Genomic DNA, 26,402 nt, shown 5'->3' with positions numbered 1-26,402 from the left:
GCAAAGCAGTCAAACGGCGCTACCTATCTGCGAGCTTCACACCACGGAATATCCCCATGAGCAATGAGACCGTCGTTACTGCCGCCATGCTAGCCATCGGCGACGAGCTTCTTTCCGGCCGCACCAAGGACAAGAATATCGGCCACCTCGCCGATATGCTGACCATTTCCGGCATTGACCTGAAGCAGGTGCGCATAGTCGCCGACGAAGAGGATGCAATCGTCGAGGCGCTGAATGCGCTTCGGGACAAATACGACTATGTCTTCACCTCTGGCGGCATTGGGCCTACGCATGACGACATCACTGCGGACGCGGTCTCAAAGGCATTCGGCGTGCCCTGCGAGCACGATCCGGCGGCGATGGCGCTGCTTGCAGAAATGTATAAGCGCCGCGAAATGGAATTCACAGAGGCCCGCCAGCGCATGGCCCGCATGCCGCGCGGTGCCGCACATATCGCCAATCCGGTCTCGACTGCACCCGGCTTTGTCATCGGCAATGTCTATGTGATGGCCGGTGTCCCACAGGTCTTCCAGGCGATGGTCGACAATGTGCTGCCGACGCTAAGGACCGGCACGCCCGTCGTCTCGCTCGCCATCGCCTGTCCCTACGGCGAAGGCGAGATCGGCACGCCGCTGGCGGCGATCCAGAAGGCGCATCCGGAAACCAGCATCGGGTCCTATCCGCGGTATGTTGGGCAGACATTTTCCACTGAAATCGTGGTGCGCGGTCGCTCGCAGGAGGTGGTCGAGGCCGCCGGTGCAGATGTTCGTGCCATGATCGAGGATATCAGACGCAGAAAGGACATTGCCTAGAACCATCAGGCAGTGAGCGGTCTTGATCCCGGTCAAGGAACCGCCGCGCTGCCCGACGCATTCATTCCTCGCCGGCCATCATTTCAGCCGCAAAGGAGAATTGATATGTCTTATAAAACCATTCTCGCCATTCTGGATACAGCAGATAATAGCGGCGCTGTCGCCGACTTCGCTTTTGCCCTTGCCGCGGAAAGCAGCGCCCATGTCATCGGCCTGCATGCCGAAACGATTGCCGCTGTGCCGCTGGTAGCACCGATGGAAATTCCCGATCCGGTCGCCGTCCAGGCGCTTCAGGATATGGCTCATTCCGAAACTGTCGAGGTCGAGCGGATCTTCCGCGCCCGTGGCAACGCTTCCGGCGCGTCCTTGGAATGGCGTGCCTTTGCCACATCGACGGGATACGGCTCGGCGCCGCTGATTGAAACCGCTCGCAGCGCCGATCTGCTGATCGCCTCGCAGGCCGACCCGGCAAGACCTTCCGACAGCCATGTGGATGTCGACGAGTTTCTGTTCGAAAGCGGCAGGCCCGTTCTGATGATCCCCTACATCATCCGCCAGCCGAAACCGATCAAGCGCGTGCTGATTGCCTGGAACGGCTCAAAGGAGGCCACACGTGCCACCTTCGATGCCCTGCCGATCCTTCGGACTGCCGAAGCAGTAGAGATTTTCTCCGTCGATCCGGTCGAGACGGCAAAACATTCGGCGACGGGCGCCGATATTGCCGCCACACTTGCCCGCCATGGCGTCAACGTGACACTCGCCACGGCCGAAAGCGGTGACAGGCACGCCTCTCATGTGATCGAAAACCGGCTTTCGGACAACAGCATCGATCTTCTGGTCATGGGCGCCTATACGCATTCCCGGCTCTGGCAGGCGATCTTCGGCGGCACGACAAAGACCTTGCTGCAGTCGATGACGGCACTCACATTGCTGTCGCGTTAAACGCTGCTCTTGCGTTTTGCCCCGAAATTCCGCTAATTGCGGCGACCGATGACATTGGCTTCGGCATCCATCGCGCAGTTCCGGCTGCGCGATTTGCGTTCTGCCTGTCGACGTTCATACGGTCGCCGGCAAACGGCGTGTGTTCTTTCATGCCGCGGAGCAGCCCGATGTCCCTTCCTGATAAAGCCTTCCCCGTTTCCTGGGATCAGTTTCACCGCGATGCGCGCGCACTCGCCTGGCGGCTCGCCGGCCTCAACCAGGAATTCAAGGCGATCGTCTGCATTACCCGCGGCGGCCTTGTTCCGGCGGCGATCATTTCGCGAGAACTGAATATCCGTTTGATCGAAACCGTCTGCATTGCCTCCTATCATGATTACACCAACCAGGGCGACATGGTGGTACTGAAGGGCATTGCGCCGGAACTCGCTGATAATGGCGGCGAAGGTGTGCTTGTCGTCGACGATCTGACGGATACCGGCAAGACTGCCGCCCAGGTTCGCGGCATGCTGCCGAAGGCGCATTTCGCCTGTGTCTACGCCAAGCCGAAGGGTGTACCAACAATCGATACTTTCATCACCGAAGTCAGCCAGGACACCTGGATCTATTTCCCATGGGATATGGGCTTCACCTACCAGGAACCTATTGCCAAGGGCGCACGCGGTTAAGTCACTCGAAGACACGCTGTACGGATAATCCTGCAGTCAGCCGGTAACGTTCGCTTTATTTTATCAGCATAGGTTCGGACAACTACCGGTCGCAAAAGACTGGGCAAGGGTTGAGCTGAATGCGGTTGGGGAAGCGCAATGGCATGCTGGGGCAAGTTTCGAACGGCAGCCGCCCTCGGGCTTATCGGATGTGTGTTTCCCCATGTGCCCGCTGGGGCGGAGCCGGCCTATGTCAGTGTCGTGCACGACTATGTGGAGACGCTCATCCGGCCGATGGTCGGGGCTCCTGTCGTTGTAAAGGCGATCGAGGAACAAAACGCAAAATTCCGCGATGTCAGCGAAATGGACATGCTCGTGCTCGACGAGACCTATCGGGCGGAGGTCGCACAGGGCGACTTGCAGATGGTCAAGGCACTGATGGCGAAACCCATCTCGCATTACCTCAAGTCGAAGCAGGACGATTCGCAGGGGACGATCCTCGAGTTTTTCGTCACCGACTGCCACGGGTTGAATGTCGGCCAGAGCATCGTCACCACTGACTATTGGCAGGGTGACGAGGATAAGTTTCTGAAAACCTTCGCCGTTGGTTCGCGGGATATCTATATCAGCCAGGCTGAGCGTAACGAGTCGACTCAGCGCCTCGAGACTCAGGCAAGCTTCGTGGTCACCGACGAAAGAGGCGAGCCGATCGGCACGGCGACCGTCACGATCGCCATTGACGCCCTCTAGAAGGCGCTGATTTCCTTGAACGAATCGGCATGCGCAATTCCATCGCAAAAGCCATCCTAACTTTTGACGCAGCCGATTTTTTTGACAGTCGGCCCTTCGCCTTGGCAGACCGTTCCCGCAAGTCCTTGTATTTTCTGGCTTACTGGGACTTTCCCCAGTCTTCACACGCGCATCCACAAGATGTTGTGGTTAGCATTCGGTTACATTCCACCCCTTGACGGAATCAGCTGATTCAAACTTAATGGCAAAGATGTTGCGGCGGCGACTGGACCGGAAGTAACGAGCCCGGTTCTCTTTAAGAAAATTGGACGCGGAATCAGGGTGTTGTGCCGTCAGGGGGCGGTCGCGCCGGATAGATCTTTTGCGCCTTTTTCCAGCCTCAAAAAGCGGCATCGGGGACTGGTAAAAATTAGCTGTTAACACTATATTTAGCGTTTGCAGCCAGCCTCACCACAAGATACAGGAAAGTGATCTCCGGATGACATCCTGTCACAAGACGGAACGAGCACCGGCTGCACGAAGGGACAACGTGTAGCCGGAAGGGAACTTTGCGCCCTTTCGGGTGCCAACACGAGGTTAGAGAAAATGCGCATCGAACGTCGGTTTACGAAGGCTGGTCAAGGCGCCTATGCGGATATCGAATTCCGCAAGGCGACGAGTGAGATCAAGAACCCGGATGGGTCGATCGTCTTCCGCCTCGAAAATATCGACGTGCCCGCGCAGTTCTCGCAGGTCGCAACCGACGTTCTGGCGCAGAAGTATTTCCGCAAGGCCGGCGTCCCTGCCCGCCTGAAGAAGGTCGAAGAGAATGATGTCCCCTCTTTCCTGTGGCGCTCCGTTGCCGATGACGCGGCGTTGAAAGGCCTGCCGAAGGATGAACAGACCGGCTCGGAAACCGACGCCCGCCAGGTTTTCGATCGTCTTGCCGGCACCTGGACCTACTGGGGCTGGAAGGGCGGCTACTTCTCTTCCGAAGAAGACGCAGCAGCCTTCAAGGACGAGCTTGCCTACATGCTCGCCACCCAGCGCGTCGCGCCGAACTCCCCGCAATGGTTCAACACCGGCCTGCACTGGGCCTATGGCATCGACGGCCCCGGCCAGGGCCATTTCTATGTCGATCCCTTCACCGGCAAGATCACGAAGTCCAAGTCGGCCTACGAACATCCGCAGCCACATGCCTGCTTCATCCAGTCCGTCGAAGACGACCTCGTCAACGAAGGCGGCATCATGGACCTCTGGGTGCGTGAAGCCCGACTCTTCAAGTACGGCTCGGGCACCGGCTCCAACTTCTCCATGCTGCGCGGCGAAGGCGAAAAGCTTTCCGGCGGCGGCCGTTCCTCCGGCCTGATGAGCTTTCTGAAGATCGGCGACCGCGCTGCCGGCGCCATCAAGTCGGGCGGCACGACCCGTCGTGCGGCCAAGATGGTCGTCGTCGACATCGACCATCCCGATATCGAGGAATATATCAACTGGAAGGTCAAGGAAGAGCAGAAGGTCGCCGCTCTCGTGACCGGCTCCAAGGTCGTTGCCAAGCATCTGAAGGCGATCATGAGGGCCTGCGTCAATTGCGAAGCCGACAATGGCGATTGCTTCGACCCGGCCAAGAACCCGGCCCTGAAGCGCGAAATCCGCGCTGCCAAGAAGGACCAGGTTCCGGAGAACTACGTCCAGCGTGTCATCCAGTTCGCCCGCCAGGGCTACAAGGACATGGAGTTCAAGACCTACGACACGGACTGGGATTCGGAAGCCTATCTCACCGTCTCCGGCCAGAACTCCAACAACTCCGTCTCGATCAAGGACGACTTCCTGCGCGCCGTCGAAGAAGATGGCGACTGGAACCTGACCGCCCGCAAGGACGGAAGGGTGATGAAGACGCTGAAGGCCCGCGACCTCTGGGAAACGATATCTTACGCCGCCTGGGCATCGGCCGATCCGGGCATCCACTTCAACACGACGATGAACGACTGGCACACGTCGCCGGCCGGTGGCCCGATCCGCGGCTCGAACCCGTGCTCGGAATATATGTTCCTCGACGACACGGCCTGCAACCTTGCCTCGCTGAACCTCCTGCAGTTCAAGGACAAGGCCACCAAGCGCATCAATATCGGCGATTATGAACATGCCGTTCGCCTGTGGACCGTCGTGCTCGAAATCTCTGTCATGATGGCGCAGTTCCCGTCGAAGCGCATCGCCGAACTCTCCTACGAATATCGTACGCTCGGCCTCGGCTACGCCAATATCGGCGGCCTGCTGATGTCCTCAGGCATCCCCTATGACAGCGCCGAAGGCCGCGCCATTGCGGGCTCGCTGACGGCGATCATGACCGGCATCTGCTACGCAACCTCGGCCGAAATGGCTGCCGAACTTGGCCCGTTCCCGAACTACGAGCCGAACCGCGAGCACATGCTGCGCGTTATCCGCAACCATCGCCGCGCCGCTCATGGTGAGAACACTGGTTACGAGGCTCTCTCGGTCAACCCGGTCGCGCTGATCCATCAGGAAAACCCGGATCAGGATCTTGCGGCTCATGCCATGTCGGCCTGGGACAAGGCGCTCGAACTCGGCGAGAAACACGGCTACCGCAACGCGCAGGTCTCGGTCATCGCCCCGACCGGCACGATCGGCCTCGTCATGGATTGCGACACGACCGGCATCGAGCCTGACTTCGCGCTGGTGAAGTTCAAGAAGCTCGCCGGCGGCGGCTATTTCAAGATCATCAACCGCGCCGTTCCGGATGCGCTGCGCACGCTCGGCTATTCCGAAAGCCAGATCGCCGAGATCGAAGCTTATGCTGTCGGCCACGGCAACCTGAACCAGGCGCCGGCCATCAACCCCTCGACGCTGAAGGCCAAGGGCTTCACCGACGAGAAAGTGGAAGCCGTCAATGCGGCTCTGAAGAGCGCCTTCGACATCAAGTTCGTCTTCAACCAGTGGACGCTCGGCGCCGACTTCCTAAAGACCATCCTGAAGGTCTCCGACGAGCAACTCGCCGACGTGAGCTTCAGCCTGCTCGAGCATATCGGCTTCTCGAAGAAGGACATCGAGGCCGCCAACATCCACGTTTGCGGTGCGATGACGCTGGAAGGCGCACCCTTCCTTAAGAAGGAACACCTGCCGGTCTTCGATTGCGCCAATCCCTGCGGCAAGATCGGCAAGCGTTACCTCTCGGTCGAAAGCCATATCCGCATGATGGCGGCTGCCCAGCCCTTTATCTCCGGTGCAATCTCCAAGACGATCAACATGCCGAACGAGGCAACCGTCGAGGATTGCAAGAATGCCTACATGCTGTCCTGGAAGCTCGGCCTGAAGGCGAATGCCCTCTACCGTGACGGTTCGAAGCTGTCCCAGCCGCTCAACGCATCGCTGATCGAGGACGACAACGACGAGGATGCGCTCGAAGATCTGATCCAGCAGCCGCTCGCTGCCCAGGCCGTGACGGTCACCGAGAAGATCATCGAGAAGGTGATCGAGCGTGTTTCCCGCGAACGCGAGAAGCTGCCGAATCGCCGTCAGGGCTACACCCAGAAGGCTGCCGTCGGGGGTCACAAGGTTTACCTCCGCACCGGCGAATTCGGCGACGGCCGCCTCGGCGAAATCTTCATCGATATGCACAAAGAAGGTGCGGCCTTCCGTGCAATGATGAACAACTTCGCCATCGCCATCTCGCTCGGCCTGCAATACGGCGTGCCGCTGGAAGAATATGTGGAGGCCTTCACCTTCACCAAGTTCGAACCGGCCGGCATCGTTATCGGCAATGATGCGATCAAGAACGCCACGTCGATCCTCGACTACGTGTTCCGCGAACTCGCCGTCTCCTATCTCGGCCGCCACGATTTGGCCCATGTCGATACGTCCGACTTCTCCAATACGGCGCTCGGCAAGGGTATCCAGGAAGGCAAGACGAACCTCGTCTCGACTGGCTGGACCCGCGGCTACAAACCGACGCTGGTCTCGAACACCGGCAGCGACCGTCAGCTCGGCGAGCCGAAGGGTGCAGCAACGGCAGCCCCTGCCCGCGCCTCCTCGACCGGCTCGGTAACCTCGTTTGCGGGTGCAGCCGCCCGCAAGCTGGAGCCGACAGCCGCCATCTCCACCTCCGAAATCGTCGCCTTCAAGCGCGATTATGAAGAGCGCGCCAAGGAACTGGCCGAGGAGATTGCCGAAGAAGTGCTCGAAGAAGCCGGTAACGACGCAACCGCCCTCTTCTCCGACAAGGCTGCAGCCGACGCTGCAACCGCCAAGACGGAAGCCAAGAAGGTGGAAGCCGAACGCCGCGCCCGCTCGATCATGCAGGGCTACACGGGCAATATGTGCAGCGAGTGCCAGAACTTCACGATGGTGCGCAACGGCACCTGCGAGAAGTGCGACACGTGCGGTGCGACCAGCGGCTGCAGCTGATTTTTTCGGAAATCCTTGGCCGCCACTGGTTTGAAGCGCGGTCATTGAAATGAGATAGAAATTGAAATGGCCGGACCCAAAAAGTCCGGCCATTTTCGTATCGGTGTCGTGCCCACTCAAACATCATGGGGGCGACGACCGATCACCATAGCGAGAAACATGACTGTAGGGTGATGCAGCTATGTTCACCGCCGGCTGATTTCGGCGACCGAATGGCGGGCGGTGAACGGAGAATTCATCCTGCATCAGTCCGGCATTGCCAAACAATCAGACATGCGCTTCACCATGGGGAAAATCACCGTCGTCCAACTTGCGGCGTAATGTGCCGTAGAGAATAACGGCATAGAAGATAACCACGATCGCGATCACCGGCCAGCCGGGAATCGGTCCGAGTGCCGCATTGTCGACAATATAGCTCCACGAATGTGCCAGCTCTTGCGACGCGCCTTCCGCCTGCAGCTTTGGCGTCGAGATCTTCAAGATCCATGCCATCAGCAGGATCGCGTACATCCAGCAATAATTCCGCCGCAGTCGCCGCTGCATAGCCTCGAAATAGCCGAGGAGAAGCCGCGGTGCACGCAGGCTCTTGGCAATCGATTGCGCCCAATCGGGATTGAGCTCGGCTTCGGGCATCAGAATCTGCGCAAAATAGCTGCGCTCCAGTTGCCGCACCCGCGCCCGATAAACATCGAAGAAGCGATAACGCCGCGCCTCGATCATCAGCAGCAATGTGATCAGCATCATGCCAAACAGCAACACGCCATGATGAGACGTTGGTGTCGACAAGGACACGGAGAGCAGCGCCGCCACGACGGTAATCGCCCAGTTCGACGTTCGGTCGATGCGGTCCCGCCAACTGGTCATCCGCGCGAGTTCGCCACGATAATAATGGTTCAGCGTGTTGGTGATCTCCCCCGTCGTCGTGGGTAGCGGCGGCGGTTTGATGTCCATGGCACTATCCAGGAGATGGGATGTCGTGAGCTCGGTGGCCATCGTCGTTTCCTCCTCGCATATGCTTCTTTCTCGCAACGGTCTTATGGCCCGCCGCTGCTGGGAATAAATATCTTGCTCCTTCAACCCAACGATCGCAAAAGCCATTCAAGCGCCTTAAGCCGCCACTCGTTTCAAGCGCGGTCACTGAAGCGTGCTGGAAATTGAAATGGCCGGACCCGAAAGGTCCGGCCATTTTCATATCGGAATACTGAAGGGGCCGGATAAGCTTGGCCCCGTCCAAGAGGATTAGAAACGACGCGGTGCTTCCGGCTTGTTTCCGACGATGCTGTCGATCCGCTCCAACACGTCTGCCGTTATCTTGTCCTTGTGCGAGAGGGCCGCGAGGTTGTCCTGCAATTGGCTCGCGCGCGAAGCCCCGAGAATGACGGTCGAGACGTTTTTGTTGGCGAGGCACCACAGAAGCGCGAGATGGGTGATCGAGAGACCGATCTCGTTCGCGAGCTTGGCCAGCTCGCGAACCTGGGCGAGCTGGGCGCGGGCGGCGTCGGTGGACCACCGTTCCTTCAGCCATTCATAGCCAGGCAGATTCATGCGGCTGTCGGCCGGAATGCCATCATTATATTTGCCGGTGAGCACGCCTGAGGCGAGCGGCGACCAGATGGTTGTGCCGAGGCCGATCAAATCGTAGAGCGGCAGATAGTCAGATTCGACCTTCTGGCGTTCGAAGATATTATACTGCGGCTGTTCCATGGTCGGCGGCGTGACGCGGAGGTCTCGGGCAACGGCATAGGCTTCCGTCAGCTGCTGCGCGGACCATTCTGACGTTCCCCAATAGAGCACCTTCCCCTGGGCGACGAGATCGTGCATCGCGCGGACGGTTTCCTCGATCGGCGTATCGATATCCGGGCGGTGGCAGAAGTAGAGGTCGAGATAATCGACCTGAAGCCTTTTGAGAGCCGCGTGGCAGGCGTCTGTCACGTGCTTGCGCGACAGGCCCCGCTGCGTCGGCTTCTGTCCTCCCCAGAACACCTTGCTGGATACGATGTAGCTATCGCGGCTCCAGCCGAGCGACTTCAGCGCCTCACCCATGACAATTTCGGACTTGCCGCTTTCATATCCTTCCGCATTGTCGAAGAAATTCACCCCATTGTCGTAGGCAAGCCTCATGAGGTCGATGGCGTCGCCGCCATTGACCTGCTTGCCGAAGGTGACCCACGATCCGAAGGAGAATTCACTCACTTGCAGACCCGACTTCCCTAGACGACGATAATCCATCATGCAGCTCCCATAGGTTATGAAAATGTGCCGCCTCTGGACCGAGGTCGGCGTCGTGTGATCGAGTGATTATCGATTTCTTGCACTATATGTCATCGGCAACGATATGCGAAGCTCCGCATGAAAGGAAACTACGTCCTTTCGCATCGTCTCTGCTCATCTGGCAATATCATATTATTTTCAACGGCTTCGATGGCAACATCCGCCGTCCCGCTTCCGGTTCCGCGCCGATCCAGCGCCCGATCATTTCCGGAAGCTCATCTGACCGCCAAGCTATTTGTCAATAACTGCAGGGCCTATCGTTGCCGAATCCGCCCAGGCACGCCGGTCGGAGCCCGAAGTCGGCGCTTTGCCCGTAACCGACAGAGCCGGTCTGGATCGAACTATCTGAGCTCGTCGTGCAGGACGATATCGTAGCCAGCACGATGACAGCCGCCCCTGCTGCCAACAGTTTTCGAAATTGGAACATCTGATCCACCCCCATCTAATCGGCGACCGGAACGCGGCGCATATCCGCTCCGGCTAATAAAATAGGCCAGTCCGGCGCTCCGAGAACGGCGTTGTCGATCAAGATTTCGTCATTTGCACAGGCCCGCAGAGATTAGACTTCCGGTATTTCATGTCAGGGCGATGGCAGCGGAGTGGCTGGTGTTTTTTGAGCGATGCCGAGATCTTCGACGTGACCGCAGCGGCGGCGGCGCGCTGTTTCTTCTCGAAGATGCTGGATGCACTGGGGGCTGCGCCCGATCACGTCTATGCCGAACGGCTCGATCCCAAGTTGCGACAAAGTTTGACCATCGGCCGGCCGATCGAAGGGTTGAATTCAGGCCACTGAGCAGGCGTTGCGAACTATCCGGACGTGCGCCCGCGGCCTACTCCTCCGGTGGATCCGCAAAATGCGCGACCGCGAATTCGGCGATCTTCTGGCCCGCCTTGTCGGCGTCTTCAAGCAGGGATGGGAAAAGTTGCCATTGATGCGGCATTCCTGGCCAGACTTGCGTCGTCACATCGACGCCCGCCTTCTGCGCTTTGTCGGCAAACCTCAGCGTATCGTCGAGCAGCAACTCGTCGGAACCGACCTGCAGCAGCAAGGGCGGAAAACCGGAGAGACTGGCATAAAGCGGTGAAACCTCGGGATCCGTCGCGGAATTGTTGCCGAGATACGCCTTGCGCAGTGCCTCCAGCACAGTCTTGTCCACGACCCGATCCTTGGCGGCATTGGCCGTGACAGATGCACCCGATAGCGACAGATCGGTGATCGGGCTGAGCGCCACGACGGCTGCTGGCAGCGGCTGTCTGGAGCGCATCTGCCGCAGCACCGTCTCGAGCGCGAGATTGCCGCCCGCGCCGTCCCCGACAATAATGATGTTTCCGTTGCTGTAGCCGCTGTCGAGCAGGTAGCGGTAGGCGCTCAAGGCATCATTGGCTTGCGCGGGATAGCTGTATTCCGGCGCCCGCCGGTAATCGATGAGCAGCACATCGCTGGAAGCGGCCTTCGCGAGTGAGCCGGCAAGCAGGCTGTGGGTGCGGATGGAGCCACTGTAGAAGCCACCGCCATGGATAAAAAGGATCGCGCGGCGGCCGATCGGATGGTGAAGGCGCGCCGGCCACATGAGTTCAGCATCGACGCCGCCGGCATCGACATGCCGGATCTGGATGCGTGTCGGCTCCGGCAGCGAATCCATTAAATCGCGAAAGGCGGTGCGACGGTCCCGCAGCGTCTCAGCATTCTTGAAATGTTCTTTCCAGCGCGAAAGCAGCTTTTCGACCTGCTCCTGGGAAGTCGGCGATTGTGCCGGCATTTCCTGTGCCGATATTTCCAGCGGAAAAGCAGACAGCACCATGCCGGCAAGCGCCGACAGCAGTCCTATACGACATTCCGCTTTCCATCGATCCCAAGCGGAAAAATACGGCTTTCTCATTCGCCCCTCCGGCGCTGATCTTGCTTTTCTGCGGCGCATCTTCGCCAGTTCGCCACCGAGAGTCAAAAGGGAGTTTTGACAGATCACCGGGAGCCTTTTCGTGATCAGATTGAAGCATTCTGACCAGGAAAGGCTCCGGGTTCATAATCCAATGACGTGCGCCGCACCGATCCGACAATCGGAGAGGATGTCATCTACCCGCTGGAATTTCGGACGCTTTGACGCTCAGTCGCCCCGGATCGCATCGATCACCGTGCGGAAGCCCGCGGAGATATGCCGGCGGCTCGGATAATAGAGATACAGCGGCTCTTCCGGCTGACACCATTCGTCCAGCACCTGGATGAGCTGACCGCTTGCAATCAGCGGCGCCACCCTGCCCTCCCAGACATACGCGAGCGCGACGCCGCTGAGTGCTGCCGAAGTCATCAGCTCGTGGTCGTCGAGGGCGAGCGGACCGGTCGGATGGAAGGTAATCGCCTGGCCATTCCTTTCGAAATCCCAGGGGTAACGTGCGCCCGAAGGGAACATATTCTGGATGCAGATATGCCGCTTCAGGTCATGCGGCGTCTGCGGCTTTGGCCGGGTTTCGAAATAGGCGGGTGCGCCGACGACGACGAGGCGCAGGCGCGGCTTGATGCGAACGGCGATCATGCCCTCCGTGACGCGCTCACCGAAGCGGATGCCGCCATCGAAACCTTCTTCGACGATATCCACCAGCCTGTCCGTTGCGGCGATTTCGAGCTGCAGGTTGGGATTGTTCATTAGAAGCGGTCCGATGATCTGACCGACGACGAAGGGCGCGATGGAATTGCCGACATTGATGCGCACCCGGCCGAAGGGCGTTTCCCGATAGCGGTTCAGCGCATCGAGCGCCGAGTTGATCTCACCGAAGGCCGGATCGAGATGTGACTGCAGAAGTTCACCGGCTTCCGTCAGCGAGACGCTGCGGGTCGTGCGGTTCAAGAGACGGATGCCGATGCGATCCTCCAGATTGAGGACCGCGTGGCTAATTGCAGAGGCGGTAACGCCCCTCTCCTCCCCCGCCTTGCGGAAGCTCTTGTGTCTGGCGACAGCGGCGAAAGCTGCCATTTCGGACAATTCGGTCGCTCTCATTGCTGAATGCTGCTCATCATAATCTCATAAATAACAAATCTTATACATGAGCTAGATTTGCGTCAAATTCCTCCTGTCAGCAACGAACTGCTGAAACAAACAATCGAAGGAAGGGAATTGTCATGAAAGTCTGGTTGATCACAGGTGCATCGCGCGGTTTCGGCGCGCTGATGACCAAAGACGCTCTTGCTACTGGCGACGCTGTCGTTGCCACCGCCCGCAATCCGAAGGCCATAACCGAACAGTTCGGCGATCATCCGAACCTGCTCGCCATCGCTCTGGACGTCACCAATGAGGAACAGGCCAGGGAAGCAGCAGCAGCAGCCGTTGCCCGCTTCGGTCGGATCGATATCCTCGCCAACAATGCCGGCTACGGCCTGCTCGGCGCCGTCGAAGAGGCAACGGCCGAGGAGATCGAGAAGATCTACGCCACCAACGTCTTCGGCCTCTTGAAGGTCACCCGCGCCGTACTGCCCTACATGCGCCGTCAGCGTTCGGGCCATATCCTGAACTTCTCGTCGATCGGCGGTTATGCCGGCTTCCCGGGCTGGGGTGTCTATGGCTCCACGAAGTTTGCCGTCGAGGGCCTGTCGGAATCGCTGGCGACCGAAGTCGAGCCTTTCGGCATCAAGGTCACGATCATCGAGCCCGGCTTCTTCCGCACTGACTTTCTGCATGACACCTCGCTGGCGATCAGCCCGGCCTCCATCCCCGATTATGTTGGAACGCCGGCCGGCAACATGCGCGACTTCGCAGCCAGCGCCAACCATGCCCAGCCCGGCGACCCGGCGAAGCTGACCGCAGGAATCATCGAAATGGTCAACGCCGCCAACCCGCCGCTGCGCATGCCTTTCGGTAGCGATACGGTCGCCAAGATCGAGGAAGAACATGCCAGTGTGGAAAAGGAACTTGCCCAGTGGCGCGCGCTCGCCGTCTCCACGGACTTCGGGCCGACCGCTTAAAGAAGCTCTGATCTCTCCGCAACGACAAGCGCGCGCCGGCGCGCTTGTTTTCATTTTGGCGTGAAGATTGTCGAGATGGCAAGATTCTCATTCGCCCCTAGCACCGCAATGGCCTATGTCTACCGCGTCATCACGAACAGGAAGAGGCAGGCATGGCGAGCACATCTATCTGTATCTATGGGGCCGGTGCCCTGGGAGGAGCGATTGCCGTCAAGCTTGCAAGCCGGCTCGGCGACGACGCGACTGTTTCCGTCGTTGCGCGCGGCGCGCATCTGGAAGCGATCCGCAAGAACGGGCTTTCTCTGCATGAAGCCGATGCTGACAAACCGATCAATGTGAGGGTTACAGCAACCGATGATCCCACTACGCTGCCGCCGCAGGACCTCATCATCACCGGCCTCAAGGGCCATCAGCTCGGCCCGGCAGCGGAAGGCATGGCGGCGCTGCTGAAGGACGGCACCCGTGTCGTCATGGTGCTGAACGGAATACCCTGGTGGTATTTCCACCGTGATACGCAAAGCGGCCAAGCCGAGCTGCAGTTCGACGAACTCGATCCCGGCGGCAAGCTGTGGCGGCTGATTGGGCCGGAACGGGTGATCGGCTGCGTGGCGCTGCAGGGCGCGGAGGTCGTCAACCCCGGTGAAATCCGCCTTTCCAACAACGGCCGCTTCGTGCTTGGCGAACCCTCCGGCGACATGTCGGCTGATCTCGAAACCATTGCCAGTCTCTTTGCCAAGGCCGGCCTCAATGTCTCCACCACGCCGCGGATTCGCGATGAGATCTGGAGCAAGCTGATGGGCAATGCGGCATTCAACCCGATCAGCGCCCTGACGCGGGCCTTGATGACCGATATCATGGCCGATCCCGCGCTGTTCGACATGGTCGGCAAGATCATGAACGAAGTGCGCGCCGTCGGTGGTGCCCTTGGTGCAACATTCAGCATCACGATCGAAGAGAGACTGCAGCAGTCACGCCACATCGGCCCGGTGCGCACATCAATGCTGCAGGATCTGCTGGCCGGCAAGGCTTTGGAGATCGTGCCGCTCGTGGGCATGGTTGTCGCGCTCGGACGCATTGCCAACGTGCCGACACCCGTTTCCGAGGTGATCATGGCGCTCGTCACACAGCTCGACAAGGAAAACCAGCGCGGCGGTTGATGGCCGCCTCTTTATGCGATTCGGCGGTCTCTTCATCAACGAAGCCGCGGCCCTCCATTTCACTGCGGAAGAGTGCGACCACAATCCGGATGAGATCTGCCGCGCGACCGCAGGCATGGTGCTCGATTTTGCACCTCTTGCGCGTAGCGCCGGTAACATCCACTAAATACGGTGCCGTTCCTGCCATTTTGAGACAACGGGAACGGCAACACGACGGGAGTTTCCAACCTTTCCTTAACTGCCGCGCTGATAGAGTCTCACCTGCAGAGACTTCATATGCCGCGAGACCGATGCCGAAACCAAACTTCCGCTTCACCCATTATGATCTTAAGGAACAGCGCGCTGGAACGATCATCGAGGTGTCGCTGAGCGCCGTGAACAATGTGCGGCTGATGACGGCGCCAAATTTCCAGCGCTTCACCGAAGTGCTCGATTTCAAGTATATCGGCGGTGTCGCGCGCAAGTCACCCGTCAAGCTCGCCATTCCCGAAAGCGGTCACTGGCATGTCGTCGTCGACATGGAAGGCCATCATGGGTTGGCGGATTCCTCCGTCAAGCTGATCAACGCCCCCAGCGCGCAGAGACGCGCCTGAATTCACGCGGTCCGCTCTCAGCGCGGATTGCGCTCCTTGCGAAGCTTCGCCCACCAATCCAGCCGCTTGCGGATCTCGCGTTCGAAACCGCGTTCGGGCGGATCGTAGAAAGTCTGGCGGCCCATTTTCTCCGGAAAATAATCCTGGCCTGAAAAGGCGTCCGGCTCGTCGTGGTCGTAGCGGTAGCCTTCGCCATATCCCTCGCCCTTCATCAGCTTTGTCGGCGCGTTCAGGATGTGCTTCGGCGGCAGGAGCGAACCATTCTGCTTCGCAGCCATGGTCGCAGCCTTGAAGGCAGTATAGACCGCGTTCGATTTCGGTGCGGTCGCGAGATAGACGCAGGCTTCTGCCAGTGCCAATTCACCTTCCGGCGAACCGAGATAGTCATAGGCATCCTTGGCGGCATTGCAGATTACCAGCGCCTGCGGATCGGCAAGACCGATATCCTCCACCGCCATGCGTACCAGCCGTCGGCCAAGGTAGAGCGGGTCCTCGCCGGCATCGAACATGCGGGCGAGATAATAGAGCGCGGCATCCGGATCGGAACCGCGGACCGATTTGTGAAGTGCAGAGATCAGATTGTAGTGACCGTCCTGTGCCTTGTCATAGACGGGCGCGCGACGCTGGACGATGCGCGTCAGGCCCTCGGTATCGAAGGTCTCGCCTTGGCGGGCAGCGCGCCAGACTTCCTCGGCCAACGTCAGCACGGCGCGACCATCTCCGTCGGCCATGCGGATCAGGCTGGCGCGCGCATCCTCGGTCAAAGGCAACGATCTGCTCTCGGCAGCCTCTGCGCGCTTCAGCAGTTCCTCAAGGCTCTGCTCGTCATGCGACTTGAATGTCAGCACGCGGGCGCGCGACAGCAGAGCGGCATTGAGTTCGAAGGATGGGTTCTCTGTTGTCGCGCCGACGAGGATGACGGTGCCGTCCTCCATGACCGGTAGGAAACTATCCTGCTGAGCGCGGTTGAAGCGATGAATCTCATCAACGAAGAGCAGCGTCTGGCGGCCATCCATGCGGCGCATGCGAGCTGCTTCGAAGACTTTCTTCAGATCGGCGACGCCGGAAAAGATCGCCGAGATCTGTTCGAATGCCAGACCGGCTTCTCCGGACAGCAGCCGCGCGACCGTCGTCTTGCCGGTGCCGGGCGGGCCCCAAAAAATCATAGAGCCGAGCGAACCGCTGTCGATCATCCGGCGCAGAACGCCGTCCTCACCGGTCAGATGCTCCTGACCGGTGACCTCTCCAAGCGTCTTCGGCCGCAGGCGATCGGCAAGCGGCCGCCGACTGGCGACCTCTTCCGGAACACGCGGCGCGAAGAGATCGTCACTCATCGGAAGAACTGCCTGATACGCTGACCATCGCGCTCGATCTCGACCCGCCAGAGGCCGGGGTCGGAATCGGCGATCTCCTGCAGGTCACGGCTGGTTTTCACTTCGGCCCCATTGATAGAAACGATGATATCCTTCGGCTCGAAACCGAGCCGGGCAGCGGGAGAATCCGCTGCAACGTCGGAAATGACGACACCCGTTGAATCGAGCGGCATCCTCAGTTCGTCGGCCACACGCGGCGAAAGGTTTTCCACGACCGCGCCGGTAAAGGGCGTACGTCCACCGATCGTGCGCTGATCGCGAGGCTGGGTCTCCGGCGCGCGGACAAGAGCGAGGGCCACCTGCTGCGCACGCCCATTCTCCATGACCGTCAGATTGACAGTCTTACCGAGGCCGGCCGTCGTCAGGCGGTAGAGGAGCGCATCTGGATGCTCTACGGCGATGCCGTCAACGGCGGTAACGATTTCGCCCACCTTGAGGCCTGCCTTGGCTGCCGGGCTATTTGCCGTAACCTTGGCGATCAGTGCGCCGCGCGCCTTATCAAGGCCAAGTGCGTCGGCAACCTCCGACGTCACCGGATCAAAGCTTGCGCCGATATAGGGTCGTTCGAAGGATTTGACGCCGGAATCGGCCGAGGCGAGGAAGACCTTCACGAGGTTGGCGGGAATGGCAAAGCCGATACCGTTCGAACCACCGCCTCGCGAGAAGATCGCCGTGTTGATGCCGATCAGCTCGCCCTTCATGTTCATCAGCGCGCCGCCGGAATTGCCCGGATTGATCGAGGCATCCGTCTGAATGAAGAAGCCGAACTCGTTCTTGACGACCTGATTGCGGGCAAGAGCAGAAACAATGCCGCTCGTCACGGTCTGGCCGACACCGAAGGGATTGCCGATCGCCAGTACGAGGTCACCGACCTCCACCGCATCGGAATTGCCGATCGGCAGCGTCGGGAAATCGGCCTTGCTATCGATCTTCAGCACGGCCAGATCGACGCGATCGTCGCGAAGAACGACCTTGCAGGGAAACTCGCGGCCATCGGACAGGGCCACCTTGATATCGTCGGCGCCTTCGATGACGTGGTTGTTGGTCACGACAGTGCCATTCGCCTCGACGATGACGCCGGAGCCGAGCGAAGACTGCTTCTCGGAGCGGTTCGGCATCTGCTGGCCGAAGAACTGCTCGAAGAAGGGATCGCCGGCAAAAGGCGACTGTCGCTGAATGGTCTTCTCAGCATAGACATTCACGACGGCGCCCGTGGTCTGTTTGACCAGCGGCGCGAAGGAAAGCTGCATCTGCATCTGGCTTTCCGGCACGGTCTTTGTCTGCGCCAAAGCTGCCGCCGGCAGCAGAAGCGTCAATGCCAGAAGGGAAACGGAGGCGTGTTTGAACAGGCCTTGCATGGGAATCCTTTTGAAATGCTCTCTAGAAAAACGTTGTAGCGCCCGACGCTAGAAAGGAAAGAGGGCGGAAGCATGGAAGATCGTGCAATACGGCTATGGGAATCTGAATCAGGAAAGTGAAGTAGGTTACTGATATTTAAGTCTAAAAGCAGCGAGCAGTCACCGACCAGAGACACCGCCTTGAAGGCCGCGAATGGGTTTGATCCTTGCCACAGAACCGACCTGCATCATCTTTGCCGTAAAGCGGAAACGAAGTGCCCTTGCAGTGGGAGAGATCATGAAGACCATCATTCAATCCGCCGCAGTCTGTGCGATGCTTCTCGCGTTTGCGCCGCACGGCGCGCTGGCAGCGAGCTTCGACTGCGATGCAAAGGAGCTGCAGCCGGATGAGAAGGTGATCTGTGAGAACCGATCGCTCAACGACGCCGATATAAAGATGGTGACGACCTTCGAGTTGTTGTCCGGCCTGCTGGCCATGGGCTCGCGCGGTACACTGCAGGACGAGCAGACAGCATGGCTGAAGAAGCGGCAGGCGTGCGGCGGCGATGCGGCCTGCATTGGTGCCGCTTATCAGGAGCGGTTGAAGCAGCTGGACGAGACCTACAAGAACATCAATCGTCCGCTCTGAGGACGTTTGGTCCTAATCTCTGCTGCCCTGGAAACTGGCAATTATCTGGTTGATGAGGCTGGTGGCGTGGCGCAGCCGCTCCTCGCCACAAGCGGCACCGTGTGCGTTTGCCCAAACCGCCTGACGGGCGGAGATATCGGCAAGCACTCTCTTTCCCGCATCAGTCAATTCCATCAGCTTGGCGCGCTGATGGACCGGGTTGGCGCGATAGGCAATCAACCCCTCGCCTTCAAGAAGATCGGCGATCCGTTGCACGCCTTGGCGCGCAAGGCCGAGGGTACGCGCTGCATCGGCAACCGACATGGGGGCGTGGTCAGCCGCAGCGAGCACCTGCCAGCGCGCGCTGGTCTGCCCAGCGGGTTTGGCAAGCGCATCGCCTTCTGCCTGCAGATGGGCAGAAAGGCGGAGCACTGCGATCGACAGTGCGGCAAAGGCATCGCCCTCAGGCGTACGTTCTTTCGACATATTGACAACATATTGTCATTCATAGTTAATGACAATATGTTGTCATATGATGCAACGATACGCAAGGAGGTGCGCATGAAGAAGACCTATCACGGAAGCTGCCATTGCGGCCGGATCCGCTACGAGGCGGATATCGATCTTCAGGCCGGGACGGGAAAGTGCAACTGCTCGATCTGCTGGAAGCGCCGCTATTGGGGTGCCAATATCAAGCCCGAAGATTTCCGGCTGCTTTGCGAAGAGACCGGCATCAGCGACTATCAGTTCGGCACATTCTCCGGCCATCATCGCTTCTGCGCCAATTGCGGCGTCGCGGCCTATGGCGATGGTTATGTCGAGGCGGTTGGCGGCGCCTATGTATCGATCAATCTCGCATGCCTTGACGATCTCGATCCCGCCGAGCTTGCGGAAGCGCCGGTGCAATATTTCGACGGCCGGAACAACAGCTGGTGGACCGTGCCGGCCGAAACACGGCATCTCTGAAAACGAAAGACCCGCTGACTTAATCAGCGGGTCTTAGATCTGAGCAGCTATTCGACTCAGCGAGCGTTCAGGTCACGAACGGCGCCGCGGTCGGCGCTGGTTGCGAAGGCTGCATAGGCCTTGAGCGCTGTCGAGACGTTGCGCTTGCGCGCTTCGGCCGGATGCCAGCCCTTCTGATCCTGTTCGGCACGGCGCGCGGTAAGTTCGGTATCGCTGATGCGCAGGCTGATCGTGCGGTTCGGGATATCGATATCGATCATATCGCCCTGGCGCACGAGACCGATCGTGCCGCCGTTGGCCGCTTCCGGCGAGACATGGCCGATGGAAAGGCCCGAGGTACCGCCCGAGAAGCGGCCATCGGTGATCAGCGCGCAAGCCTTGCCGAGGCCCTTCGACTTCAGGTAGCTCGTCGGATAGAGCATTTCCTGCATGCCGGGGCCACCCTTCGGGCCTTCGTAGCGAATGACGACAACATCACCGGCGACGACCTCATTGCCAAGGATGCCCTTGACGGCCGCATCCTGGCTCTCGAAGACCTTGGCCGGACCGGAAAATTTCAGGATCGATTCATCCACACCGGCGGTCTTCACGATGCAGCCGTCGAGGGCCAGATTGCCCTTGAGAACGGCAAGGCCGCCATCCTTCGAGAACGGATGTTCGACCGAGCGGATGACGCCACCAACACGGTCGGTATCGAGTTCGTCCCAGCGTGCCTCCTGGCTGAAGGCAATCTGGGTCGGGATGCCGCCCGGAGCAGCGCGATAGAATTTGCGGACCGTCTCGCTGTTGGTGCGGGTGATGTCCCAGCGGTCGATCGCGTCGCCCAGCGTCTCGGCATGGACGGTCGGGCAGTCGCGATTGAGAAGGCCGCCCTTATCCAGTTCGCCGAGAATCGACATGATGCCGCCCGCGCGATGGACGTCTTCCATGTGGACGTCGGACTTGGCCGGCGCGACCTTGGAAAGGCAGGGAACGCGGCGCGACAAGGCATCGATGTCGGCCATGGTGAAATCCACCTCGCCCTCATGGGCAGCCGCCAGAATATGCAGAACCGTGTTGGTGGAGCCGCCCATGGCAATATCGAGCGCCATGGCATTCTCGAAGGCCTGCTTGGAGGCAATTGCGCGCGGCAGGACCTTCTCGTCCTCCTGCTCGTAATAACGACGAGCGAGATCGACGATCAGGTGGCCGGCTTCGACGAAGAGGCGCTTGCGGTCGGCATGGGTGGCAAGTGTCGAGCCGTTGCCGGGCAACGACAGGCCAAGGGCCTCGGTCAGGCAGTTCATGGAATTTGCGGTAAACATGCCGGAGCACGAACCGCAGGTCGGACAGGCCGACCGCTCGATAACCTTGACGTCGTCGTCGGAGATCTTGTCATCGGCCGCAGCGACCATGGCGTCGACGAGATCGAGCGCATGGGTCTTGCCATGCAGGACGACCTTGCCGGCCTCCATCGGACCGCCGGAGACGAAGACGGTGGGTATGTTGAGGCGCAGCGAAGCCATCAACATGCCGGGGGTGATCTTGTCGCAATTGGAGATGCAGACCATGGCGTCGGCACAGTGGGCATTGACCATGTATTCAACGCTGTCGGCGATCAGTTCGCGCGAAGGCAGCGAATAGAGCATGCCGTCATGGCCCATGGCGATACCGTCGTCGACGGCGATCGTGTTGAACTCCTTGGCGACGCCGCCGGCCGCCTCGATTTCGCGGGCGACGAGCTGGCCGAGATCCTTGAGGTGAACGTGGCCGGGCACGAACTGAGTGAAGGAATTGACCACGGCGATGATCGGCTTGCCGAAATCCGAATCCTTCATGCCCGTTGCGCGCCAAAGGCCGCGCGCGCCCGCCATGTTACGGCCGTGGGTCGTGGTTCTGGAACGATAAGCTGGCATCGGTGTCTTCCCTCAATATCCAGGAATTTTCAGGCGATGCGGGGCGGCAAAAGGATTTGCGAAGGCCGGACGATCGCCGCTTTTTGGAATTGTCCTAATCCAATCGTTTCAACCTGTCACTACCGGGATGGCCAAAACCGGTACGGGTGCGCCATCAGTCGTATACGGATGCCAGCGCATATTTGTTACGGTCTATTCCATCACGGCCGAACACAAAAAATTGGCTTTTCGCGCCTAGGATTCAAGGCATACACACTAATGCGAAACGCGTAATCTGCGTTTAGGGATTCACACGGGCCACCCCCGCCCAAGAGGAACTCGCTATGGCAGCCTATCGTCCACCCAAGATCCGCTCGTCGGATATCACGCCGCGCAATGTCTATCTGAAGCGTCGGGAGTTTCTCGGTGCCGCAACGCTTGGGGCCATATCGCTTTACGGCGCCGGCAGGGCGAGCGCGGCCGCGCTTTCGACCGTCAAGAGCAAGTACACGGTCGATGATAAGCTCACGCCGATCAAGGACGTGACCAGCTACAACAATTTTTACGAATTCGGCCTCGACAAGGGCGACCCCGCAGCGCTTTCCGACAAGTTCAAGCCGCTGCCATGGACGATCAAGGTCGACGGCCTGGTCAACAAACCTGGCACCTTCGATATCGAAGCGCTGATGAAGGAATTCCCGATCGAGGAGCGCGTCTACCGCATGCGCTGCGTGGAAGCCTGGTCGATGGTCATTCCGTGGAACGGCTTTCCTCTGTCAGCGCTTCTCGACAAGGTGGAGCCGCAGGGCAGCGCCAAATATGTTGCCTTCGAAACCATTGTGCGGCCGGAGGAAATGCCGGGTCAGGGCGGCTTCTTCCAGTCGCTCGACTGGCCTTATGTCGAGGGGCTGCGCATGGACGAAGCCCGTCACCCGCTGACGCTGCTTGCCGTCGGCCTCTACGGCGAAACGCTGCCAAACCAGAACGGAGCGCCGGTGCGCCTCGTCGTTCCCTGGAAATACGGTTTCAAGGGCATCAAGTCGATCGTCCGCATCTCGCTTGTCGAGCAGCAGCCGAAGAACACCTGGCAGGTGACGAATGCTCAGGAATATGGCTTTTATGCCAACGTGAATCCTGACGTCGATCATCCGCGCTGGAGTCAGGCTACGGAACGGCGGATCGGCGAAAGCGGCTTCTTCGGTGCCAGCCGTCATCCCACCCTGCCCTTCAACGGCTATGCCGACGAAGTTGCCAGCCTCTACTCGGGCATGGATTTGAGGGCGAATTTCTGATGGCGGCGTTTTCGCTTGCCATTCCGAAGCGCTGGCAGCCGGCTTCCGTCTGGCTGCTCTACGCGATTGGGCTCGTGCCCGCGGCCTGGAATTTCTATCTCGGCGCGACAGACCGGCTTGGCGCCGATCCGGTCAAAACGTTCGAGCTCTTTCTCGGCATCTGGACCATCCGCTTCCTGATCCTGACGCTTGCGATCACTCCTGCCCGCGATCTTCTGGGCTGGAATTACCTGCGCTATCGCCGCGCGCTTGGTCTTCTGACCTTTTACTACGCGCTGATGCACTTCACCGTCTATATGGTGCTAGACCAAGCGCTGGATATTTCTGCCGTCATCGACGACGTGGTGAAGCGTCCGTTCATCATGTTCGGCATGGGTGCGTTGGCAATGCTCGTTCCGCTTGCCGTCACCTCGAACAATTATTCGATCCGCAGGCTCGGCAAGAACTGGATCTGGCTGCACCGCCTCGTCTACATCATCGCGGCCTCAGCTGCGGTACACTTCGCCCTGTCGACGAAGATCCTCGATCTCGAGCAGTATATCTATGTTGGCCTGATCATCGCTCTGATTCTCTACCGTTCTTATAAGCCGATCGGGCGGAGCCGGAAGAATGGCCAAGGACGGGCGCGTGGCAGCCGCGCCGTGGCATCATCGGCTTCGTGACGACTTGCGGATCGGATCAAGCATGCAGGCGGCCGCGATCCCGATCGCATATGCTGCGATATTCCAGGGCGAGAAGACCCGCCCGAGCAGCAAGGCACCGGTCATTGTCAATCGAAAGCCGTCGAGCCAAGGCGTGTGGTAGAGCCGGAACAGCTCAACGCCTGTGGCGACGAGCAATGCCATGACGGCAATTGCTGCGGGCCGAACGCTTGCGAGAGTTGCAACTGCAAAGGCCACCAGGAAATAAACCATCGATCCCCAAAGCAGTGAGCCCCCATATTTGACGATGGAGAACGGCAGATCGACCGCATAACCGAAACGCCTTAGCGTCAAGCCGCAAATGATGATGAGCAGCAGCGCCATAAAACGCTGGAACTGTAAGCCTTGAATCATTCTGCGCAACGCCGGTTGACCACCACAATCTCAACTGATTTGAACGGCTAATTGCGAAGCAGCAAGTTATCAAGCCTGCGCCATCCTTGCGCAGCCGCGATTGATAGCTTCAACCGGTCTGGGGGTCTCGCAGAACATGCCAAAAGCCGCCACGCTTCAAGGATTACTTCCTTTACTAGACAAGCACCTGATCGATCCACCGGCCGATTTTAAATGTAGTGGGATCGAACGCTTTGTCGTCGAACTCTTCTATTTTGTCGCCAAGGAAGCCCGGGCCTGCCTTTTTGCAGGCCTCTTTTTTCTGTCGATCTTCCTGGTTCCGCGTGCCGGTATCGTTGGTATCCCGCGCTATGATCTGCTGCTGGTCATCGCTCTTGCGATCCAGGTATGGATGGTTTGGGCAAAGCTCGAAACCATCGACGAATTGAAGGCGATCTCGGTCTTTCATCTGGTTGGTTTCGCGCTTGAGGTCTTCAAGACATCGAGCGGCATCCAGTCGTGGAGCTATCCGGATTTCGCCTATACGAAGCTGTTTGGCGTCCCGCTCTTTTCCGGATTCATGTATGCGGCCGTCGGCAGCTATGTCATTCAGGCCTGGCGCCTTTTCGATCTGCGCGTGAGACATCATCCATCCTACTGGATGGCCGGGCTCATGGCACTGGCGATCTACGCCAACTTCTTCACCCACCACTATATCGGCGACTACCGTTGGTACATCGCCGCATGCACGCTTGGTCTCTATGCGCGCACCACCGTCGTCTTCAGGCCGTATGATCAGGATCGGAAGATGCCGCTGCTTCTCGCCTTCGTCCTGATTGGCTTCTTCATCTGGCTTGCGGAAAACATCAGCACATTCTTCGGCGTGTGGCGCTATCCAAACCAGATCGGCGCGTGGTCAAGCGTCCATATCGGCAAATGGAGTTCATGGTGCCTGCTGGTCATCATGACGTTTACGATCGTCGCAAACCTTAAGCACATCAAAAGCAAGATTCACGTGCCGGAATGAACTCAAAAAATGGGCAACGAGCCAGCGCCTCTGTAGATGCAACCGCCGAATCCGGGCAGAGCCCGTCTATATGCAGGTCGCCGCTGCTCGCCCACAGTCGACGGTCAGGACACCTCCTCCAGCGAGGTGACAGTCGTCGAGTGCGCAGGTGGCGTAGTGGCGCGGTCTGAAATCTTCAGCAAGGCATTGAAGGGCACCGTTGGTCGGGGACGCAATGCCGTTGTGGGAAGCACCTTAGCAAAGCCCTGCAGATCGGCCGACTCTATTCCCTCAAGATCGTGTCACGCATCAAACGATGCCCTATGGTCCGCGCACCCGTCTTGTCGCCTGCGCGGATCAAGCTCCTGAAAGCGGCGTGTCGATTTCGGCCAGTCGCCTTCGACTAAGGGTGAGCCAGTCGAAGAAAGAGAGACAACTATGGTTTCCGTTGAGCACTCCGAACAAGTCCAATTACAGTCGCAGCACATCAGTGTCGTGCGCACCATGCAAGCCGTTTGGATACTGCTGAAGCATCAGCGAAGGTACCGCCGAAGCTTGAGCAAACTTTCGCGGTTTGACGCTCGTCTGCTCCTTGACGTCGGCTTGGTGTCCCCGGAAATCTCGACCGGGAAAACCGCAGAATGGTTTGCTCTCTGTCCAGACGATCAGAGGGCTGGGGCCAAAAGCCCCGGAGACGCGAGCCGGAGCCCAAGTGAGTCCGTGGCAGGATTCTTTTTTGCCCTTTGTCGAAGCGTGGCCTCCCAAAGCGACTAACATCGACAGCACCATGGAGAAACCAATGCGCTACCTCTGCCTCTTCTATATCGATCAAACTCTTGCTGATGCCGCCAGCAAGGAGGAATGGGCCGAGATCGACCGGGCGTCCCTGGCTTCCAATGAAGACCTCAAACGGTCAGGCCACTATCTCGCCTCCAACGCGCTTGCCGACCCAAAGTCTGCAAAGACACTGCGCGTTCGCGCCGGCAAGGTCAGTTGGAGTGACGGGCCCTTCGCAGAGACCAAGGAGCATCTGGGTGGTTTCCTGCTCATTGAAGCGAAGAACCTTGCGGAGGCAATGGAGATTGCAGAGCGGGACCCACTCGCTCGGATGGGGGCGATCGAGGTGCGAGAGACTGCTGGTTTTTAGATTCGAAGCGCCCGGCTACTTCTGTAGGCTATGTCGTTCGAGTTCTGAAATGAGACGCCGCTATGGCGCGGCTGGGATCGTTGCGGCATGCGCAATGTCATTAAGCCGCCCTTGATGCCAGGTCGGCGACGATCGATCGGTTGTGCTACCTGAGCGAAAAACGGTCTGCCAGTATTCTATTGCCTACGAAAAAGCCGGGCTCAGGGCCCGGCTTTTCTGCTTT

General features: G+C 59.2%; 24 protein-coding genes and 1 pseudogene. 15 read left to right on the top strand and 10 right to left on the bottom strand.

Going from position 1 to position 26,402, the window contains the following annotated elements; translation table 11 throughout:
• Nucleotides 1-56 precede the first annotated feature (56 nt).
• The 5 genes from EV281_RS02005 to EV281_RS01985 all read left to right on the top strand — a co-directional run bounded on the left by EV281_RS02005 (nucleotide 57) and on the right by EV281_RS01985 (nucleotide 7,546).
• Nucleotides 57-812, top strand: a complete 756-nt coding sequence (locus EV281_RS02005) for a competence/damage-inducible protein A (protein WP_132651270.1) — start codon at nucleotides 57-59, stop codon at nucleotides 810-812.
• Nucleotides 813-917: 105 nt separating this feature from the next.
• Entirely contained in the window at nucleotides 918-1,754 is an 837-nt protein-coding gene (locus EV281_RS02000) for a universal stress protein (RefSeq protein ID WP_132651269.1), read from the top strand.
• Between the two features lie 167 nt (nucleotides 1,755-1,921).
• Nucleotides 1,922-2,419: a xanthine phosphoribosyltransferase gene (gene gpt / locus EV281_RS01995; RefSeq protein WP_132651268.1), complete on the top strand. Its 498-nt coding sequence runs from the start codon at nucleotides 1,922-1,924 to the stop codon at nucleotides 2,417-2,419.
• A gap of 138 nt (nucleotides 2,420-2,557) precedes the next feature.
• Nucleotides 2,558-3,148 carry a hypothetical protein gene (locus tag EV281_RS01990; RefSeq protein WP_132651267.1) on the top strand — a complete coding sequence of 197 codons (591 nt, stop codon included), beginning with the start codon at nucleotides 2,558-2,560 and terminating at the stop codon, nucleotides 3,146-3,148.
• A 585-nt stretch (nucleotides 3,149-3,733) separates the two neighbouring features.
• Nucleotides 3,734-7,546, top strand: coding sequence for a vitamin B12-dependent ribonucleotide reductase (locus EV281_RS01985; RefSeq protein ID WP_132651266.1), 3,813 nt, complete (start codon nucleotides 3,734-3,736; stop codon nucleotides 7,544-7,546).
• 267 nt (nucleotides 7,547-7,813) lie between these two features.
• On the opposite strand, the gene EV281_RS01980 is transcribed toward EV281_RS01985, so the two are convergent.
• The 3 genes from EV281_RS01980 to EV281_RS31520 all read right to left on the bottom strand — a co-directional run bounded on the left by EV281_RS01980 (nucleotide 7,814) and on the right by EV281_RS31520 (nucleotide 10,244).
• Complete coding sequence (locus EV281_RS01980) at nucleotides 7,814-8,497, bottom strand: DUF2270 domain-containing protein (RefSeq protein ID WP_245508228.1); 684 nt, start codon at nucleotides 8,495-8,497, stop codon at nucleotides 7,814-7,816.
• Nucleotides 8,498-8,785: 288 nt separating this feature from the next.
• A complete protein-coding gene (locus EV281_RS01975; RefSeq protein WP_132651978.1) occupies nucleotides 8,786-9,775 on the bottom strand; it encodes an aldo/keto reductase in 990 nt (329 codons plus the stop codon).
• 280 nt (nucleotides 9,776-10,055) lie between these two features.
• The gene (locus EV281_RS31520) at nucleotides 10,056-10,244 is read right to left on the bottom strand and encodes a hypothetical protein (protein WP_132651264.1); all 189 of its coding nucleotides are present in this window, start codon (nucleotides 10,242-10,244) and stop codon (nucleotides 10,056-10,058) included.
• Between the two features lie 103 nt (nucleotides 10,245-10,347).
• Here EV281_RS31520 and EV281_RS01965 point away from each other — a divergent pair.
• Nucleotides 10,348-10,610: pseudogene (locus tag EV281_RS01965) on the top strand (peroxidase); the annotation flags it as partial.
• 37 nt (nucleotides 10,611-10,647) lie between these two features.
• Here EV281_RS01965 and EV281_RS01960 read toward each other — a convergent pair.
• On the bottom strand, nucleotides 10,648-11,619 hold the full coding sequence (locus EV281_RS01960; protein WP_245508227.1) for an alpha/beta hydrolase: 972 nt from the start codon (nucleotides 11,617-11,619) through the stop codon (nucleotides 10,648-10,650).
• Between the two features lie 303 nt (nucleotides 11,620-11,922).
• Entirely contained in the window at nucleotides 11,923-12,810 is an 888-nt protein-coding gene (locus tag EV281_RS01955) for a LysR family transcriptional regulator (RefSeq protein ID WP_132651262.1), read from the bottom strand.
• Nucleotides 12,811-12,932: 122 nt separating this feature from the next.
• Between EV281_RS01955 and EV281_RS01950 the strand changes: the two genes are divergently transcribed.
• From EV281_RS01950 to EV281_RS01940, 3 genes are all read left to right on the top strand, one after another.
• A complete protein-coding gene (locus EV281_RS01950) occupies nucleotides 12,933-13,772 on the top strand; it encodes an oxidoreductase (RefSeq protein ID WP_132651261.1) in 840 nt (279 codons plus the stop codon).
• 152 nt (nucleotides 13,773-13,924) lie between these two features.
• Entirely contained in the window at nucleotides 13,925-14,929 is a 1,005-nt protein-coding gene (locus EV281_RS01945; protein WP_132651260.1) for a 2-dehydropantoate 2-reductase, read from the top strand.
• Nucleotides 14,930-15,219: 290 nt separating this feature from the next.
• Nucleotides 15,220-15,522 carry a DUF1883 domain-containing protein gene (locus EV281_RS01940; protein ID WP_132651259.1) on the top strand — a complete coding sequence of 101 codons (303 nt, stop codon included), beginning with the start codon at nucleotides 15,220-15,222 and terminating at the stop codon, nucleotides 15,520-15,522.
• 17 nt (nucleotides 15,523-15,539) lie between these two features.
• Here EV281_RS01940 and EV281_RS01935 read toward each other — a convergent pair whose 3' ends face one another.
• Together EV281_RS01935 and EV281_RS01930 are read right to left on the bottom strand one after the other, a co-directional pair.
• Nucleotides 15,540-16,856 (bottom strand): replication-associated recombination protein A, encoded by a 1,317-nt coding sequence (locus EV281_RS01935; RefSeq protein WP_132651258.1) that lies wholly within the window; start codon nucleotides 16,854-16,856, stop codon nucleotides 15,540-15,542.
• A complete protein-coding gene (locus EV281_RS01930) occupies nucleotides 16,853-18,253 on the bottom strand; it encodes a DegQ family serine endoprotease (RefSeq protein ID WP_132651257.1) in 1,401 nt (466 codons plus the stop codon). Before EV281_RS01930 ends, EV281_RS01935 begins: the two co-directional genes overlap by 4 nt.
• Nucleotides 18,254-18,566: 313 nt before the next feature.
• Here EV281_RS01930 and EV281_RS01925 point away from each other — a divergent pair, with 313 nt between their 5' ends.
• Entirely contained in the window at nucleotides 18,567-18,881 is a 315-nt protein-coding gene (locus tag EV281_RS01925) for a hypothetical protein (protein ID WP_245508226.1), read from the top strand.
• Nucleotides 18,882-18,893: 12 nt separating this feature from the next.
• Here EV281_RS01925 and EV281_RS01920 read toward each other — a convergent pair whose 3' ends face one another.
• Entirely contained in the window at nucleotides 18,894-19,346 is a 453-nt protein-coding gene (locus EV281_RS01920) for a MarR family winged helix-turn-helix transcriptional regulator (protein WP_132651255.1), read from the bottom strand.
• Between the two features lie 75 nt (nucleotides 19,347-19,421).
• Between EV281_RS01920 and EV281_RS01915 the strand changes: the two genes are divergently transcribed.
• Nucleotides 19,422-19,826, top strand: coding sequence for a GFA family protein (locus EV281_RS01915; RefSeq protein WP_132651254.1), 405 nt, complete (start codon nucleotides 19,422-19,424; stop codon nucleotides 19,824-19,826).
• Nucleotides 19,827-19,882: 56 nt separating this feature from the next.
• Here the strand turns inward: EV281_RS01915 and ilvD are convergent, their stop codons facing one another.
• A complete protein-coding gene (gene ilvD / locus EV281_RS01910) occupies nucleotides 19,883-21,721 on the bottom strand; it encodes a dihydroxy-acid dehydratase (protein ID WP_132651253.1) in 1,839 nt (612 codons plus the stop codon).
• Between the two features lie 323 nt (nucleotides 21,722-22,044).
• Here ilvD and msrP point away from each other — a divergent pair, with 323 nt between their 5' ends.
• Together msrP and msrQ are read left to right on the top strand one after the other, a co-directional pair.
• On the top strand, nucleotides 22,045-22,992 hold the full coding sequence (msrP, locus tag EV281_RS01905) for a protein-methionine-sulfoxide reductase catalytic subunit MsrP (RefSeq protein ID WP_132651252.1): 948 nt from the start codon (nucleotides 22,045-22,047) through the stop codon (nucleotides 22,990-22,992).
• Nucleotides 22,992-23,654, top strand: a complete 663-nt coding sequence (gene msrQ, locus EV281_RS01900) for a protein-methionine-sulfoxide reductase heme-binding subunit MsrQ (RefSeq protein ID WP_132651251.1) — start codon at nucleotides 22,992-22,994, stop codon at nucleotides 23,652-23,654. Before msrP ends, msrQ begins: the two co-directional genes overlap by 1 nt.
• On the opposite strand, the gene EV281_RS01895 is transcribed toward msrQ, so the two are convergent.
• The gene (locus tag EV281_RS01895) at nucleotides 23,640-24,047 is read right to left on the bottom strand and encodes a DUF2809 domain-containing protein (RefSeq protein WP_184327090.1); all 408 of its coding nucleotides are present in this window, start codon (nucleotides 24,045-24,047) and stop codon (nucleotides 23,640-23,642) included. The two genes, msrQ and EV281_RS01895, sit on opposite strands and share 15 nt — an antisense overlap.
• A 136-nt stretch (nucleotides 24,048-24,183) precedes the next feature.
• Here EV281_RS01895 and EV281_RS01890 point away from each other — a divergent pair, with 136 nt between their 5' ends.
• Together EV281_RS01890 and EV281_RS01885 are read left to right on the top strand one after the other, a co-directional pair.
• Nucleotides 24,184-25,053, top strand: coding sequence for a DUF817 domain-containing protein (locus EV281_RS01890; protein WP_132651249.1), 870 nt, complete (start codon nucleotides 24,184-24,186; stop codon nucleotides 25,051-25,053).
• 778 nt (nucleotides 25,054-25,831) lie between these two features.
• On the top strand, nucleotides 25,832-26,179 hold the full coding sequence (locus tag EV281_RS01885; RefSeq protein WP_132651248.1) for a YciI family protein: 348 nt from the start codon (nucleotides 25,832-25,834) through the stop codon (nucleotides 26,177-26,179).
• Nucleotides 26,180-26,402: the final 223 nt, after the last annotated feature.

The organism is Rhizobium sp. BK418 (genome assembly GCF_004341105.1).
GTDB lineage: Bacteria > Pseudomonadota > Alphaproteobacteria > Rhizobiales > Rhizobiaceae > Rhizobium.
Note: the sequence above shows the minus strand (reverse complement) of the source record. Positions and strands in the feature narration are given on the sequence as shown.

Bases quoted from the DNA above. Each gene is read 5' to 3' on its own strand.
- EV281_RS02005 (WP_132651270.1), top strand. From the start codon at position 57: ATGAGCAATGAGACCGTCGTTACTGCCGCCATGCTAGCCATCGGCGAC.
- EV281_RS02000 (WP_132651269.1), top strand. From the start codon at position 918: ATGTCTTATAAAACCATTCTCGCCATTCTGGATACAGCAGATAATAGC.
- gpt (WP_132651268.1), top strand. From the start codon at position 1,922: ATGTCCCTTCCTGATAAAGCCTTCCCCGTTTCCTGGGATCAGTTTCAC.
- EV281_RS01990 (WP_132651267.1), top strand. From the start codon at position 2,558: ATGGCATGCTGGGGCAAGTTTCGAACGGCAGCCGCCCTCGGGCTTATC.
- EV281_RS01985 (WP_132651266.1), top strand. From the start codon at position 3,734: ATGCGCATCGAACGTCGGTTTACGAAGGCTGGTCAAGGCGCCTATGCG.
- EV281_RS01980 (WP_245508228.1), bottom strand. From the start codon at position 8,497: ATGGACATCAAACCGCCGCCGCTACCCACGACGACGGGGGAGATCACC.
- EV281_RS01975 (WP_132651978.1), bottom strand. From the start codon at position 9,775: ATGGATTATCGTCGTCTAGGGAAGTCGGGTCTGCAAGTGAGTGAATTC.
- EV281_RS31520 (WP_132651264.1), bottom strand. From the start codon at position 10,244: ATGTTCCAATTTCGAAAACTGTTGGCAGCAGGGGCGGCTGTCATCGTG.
- EV281_RS01960 (WP_245508227.1), bottom strand. From the start codon at position 11,619: ATGGTGCTGTCTGCTTTTCCGCTGGAAATATCGGCACAGGAAATGCCG.
- EV281_RS01955 (WP_132651262.1), bottom strand. From the start codon at position 12,810: ATGAGAGCGACCGAATTGTCCGAAATGGCAGCTTTCGCCGCTGTCGCC.
- EV281_RS01950 (WP_132651261.1), top strand. From the start codon at position 12,933: ATGAAAGTCTGGTTGATCACAGGTGCATCGCGCGGTTTCGGCGCGCTG.
- EV281_RS01945 (WP_132651260.1), top strand. From the start codon at position 13,925: ATGGCGAGCACATCTATCTGTATCTATGGGGCCGGTGCCCTGGGAGGA.
- EV281_RS01940 (WP_132651259.1), top strand. From the start codon at position 15,220: ATGCCGAAACCAAACTTCCGCTTCACCCATTATGATCTTAAGGAACAG.
- EV281_RS01935 (WP_132651258.1), bottom strand. From the start codon at position 16,856: ATGAGTGACGATCTCTTCGCGCCGCGTGTTCCGGAAGAGGTCGCCAGT.
- EV281_RS01930 (WP_132651257.1), bottom strand. From the start codon at position 18,253: ATGCAAGGCCTGTTCAAACACGCCTCCGTTTCCCTTCTGGCATTGACG.
- EV281_RS01925 (WP_245508226.1), top strand. From the start codon at position 18,567: ATGCTTCTCGCGTTTGCGCCGCACGGCGCGCTGGCAGCGAGCTTCGAC.
- EV281_RS01920 (WP_132651255.1), bottom strand. From the start codon at position 19,346: ATGTCGAAAGAACGTACGCCTGAGGGCGATGCCTTTGCCGCACTGTCG.
- EV281_RS01915 (WP_132651254.1), top strand. From the start codon at position 19,422: ATGAAGAAGACCTATCACGGAAGCTGCCATTGCGGCCGGATCCGCTAC.
- ilvD (WP_132651253.1), bottom strand. From the start codon at position 21,721: ATGCCAGCTTATCGTTCCAGAACCACGACCCACGGCCGTAACATGGCG.
- msrP (WP_132651252.1), top strand. From the start codon at position 22,045: ATGGCAGCCTATCGTCCACCCAAGATCCGCTCGTCGGATATCACGCCG.
- msrQ (WP_132651251.1), top strand. From the start codon at position 22,992: ATGGCGGCGTTTTCGCTTGCCATTCCGAAGCGCTGGCAGCCGGCTTCC.
- EV281_RS01895 (WP_184327090.1), bottom strand. From the start codon at position 24,047: ATGATTCAAGGCTTACAGTTCCAGCGTTTTATGGCGCTGCTGCTCATC.
- EV281_RS01890 (WP_132651249.1), top strand. From the start codon at position 24,184: ATGCCAAAAGCCGCCACGCTTCAAGGATTACTTCCTTTACTAGACAAG.
- EV281_RS01885 (WP_132651248.1), top strand. From the start codon at position 25,832: ATGCGCTACCTCTGCCTCTTCTATATCGATCAAACTCTTGCTGATGCC.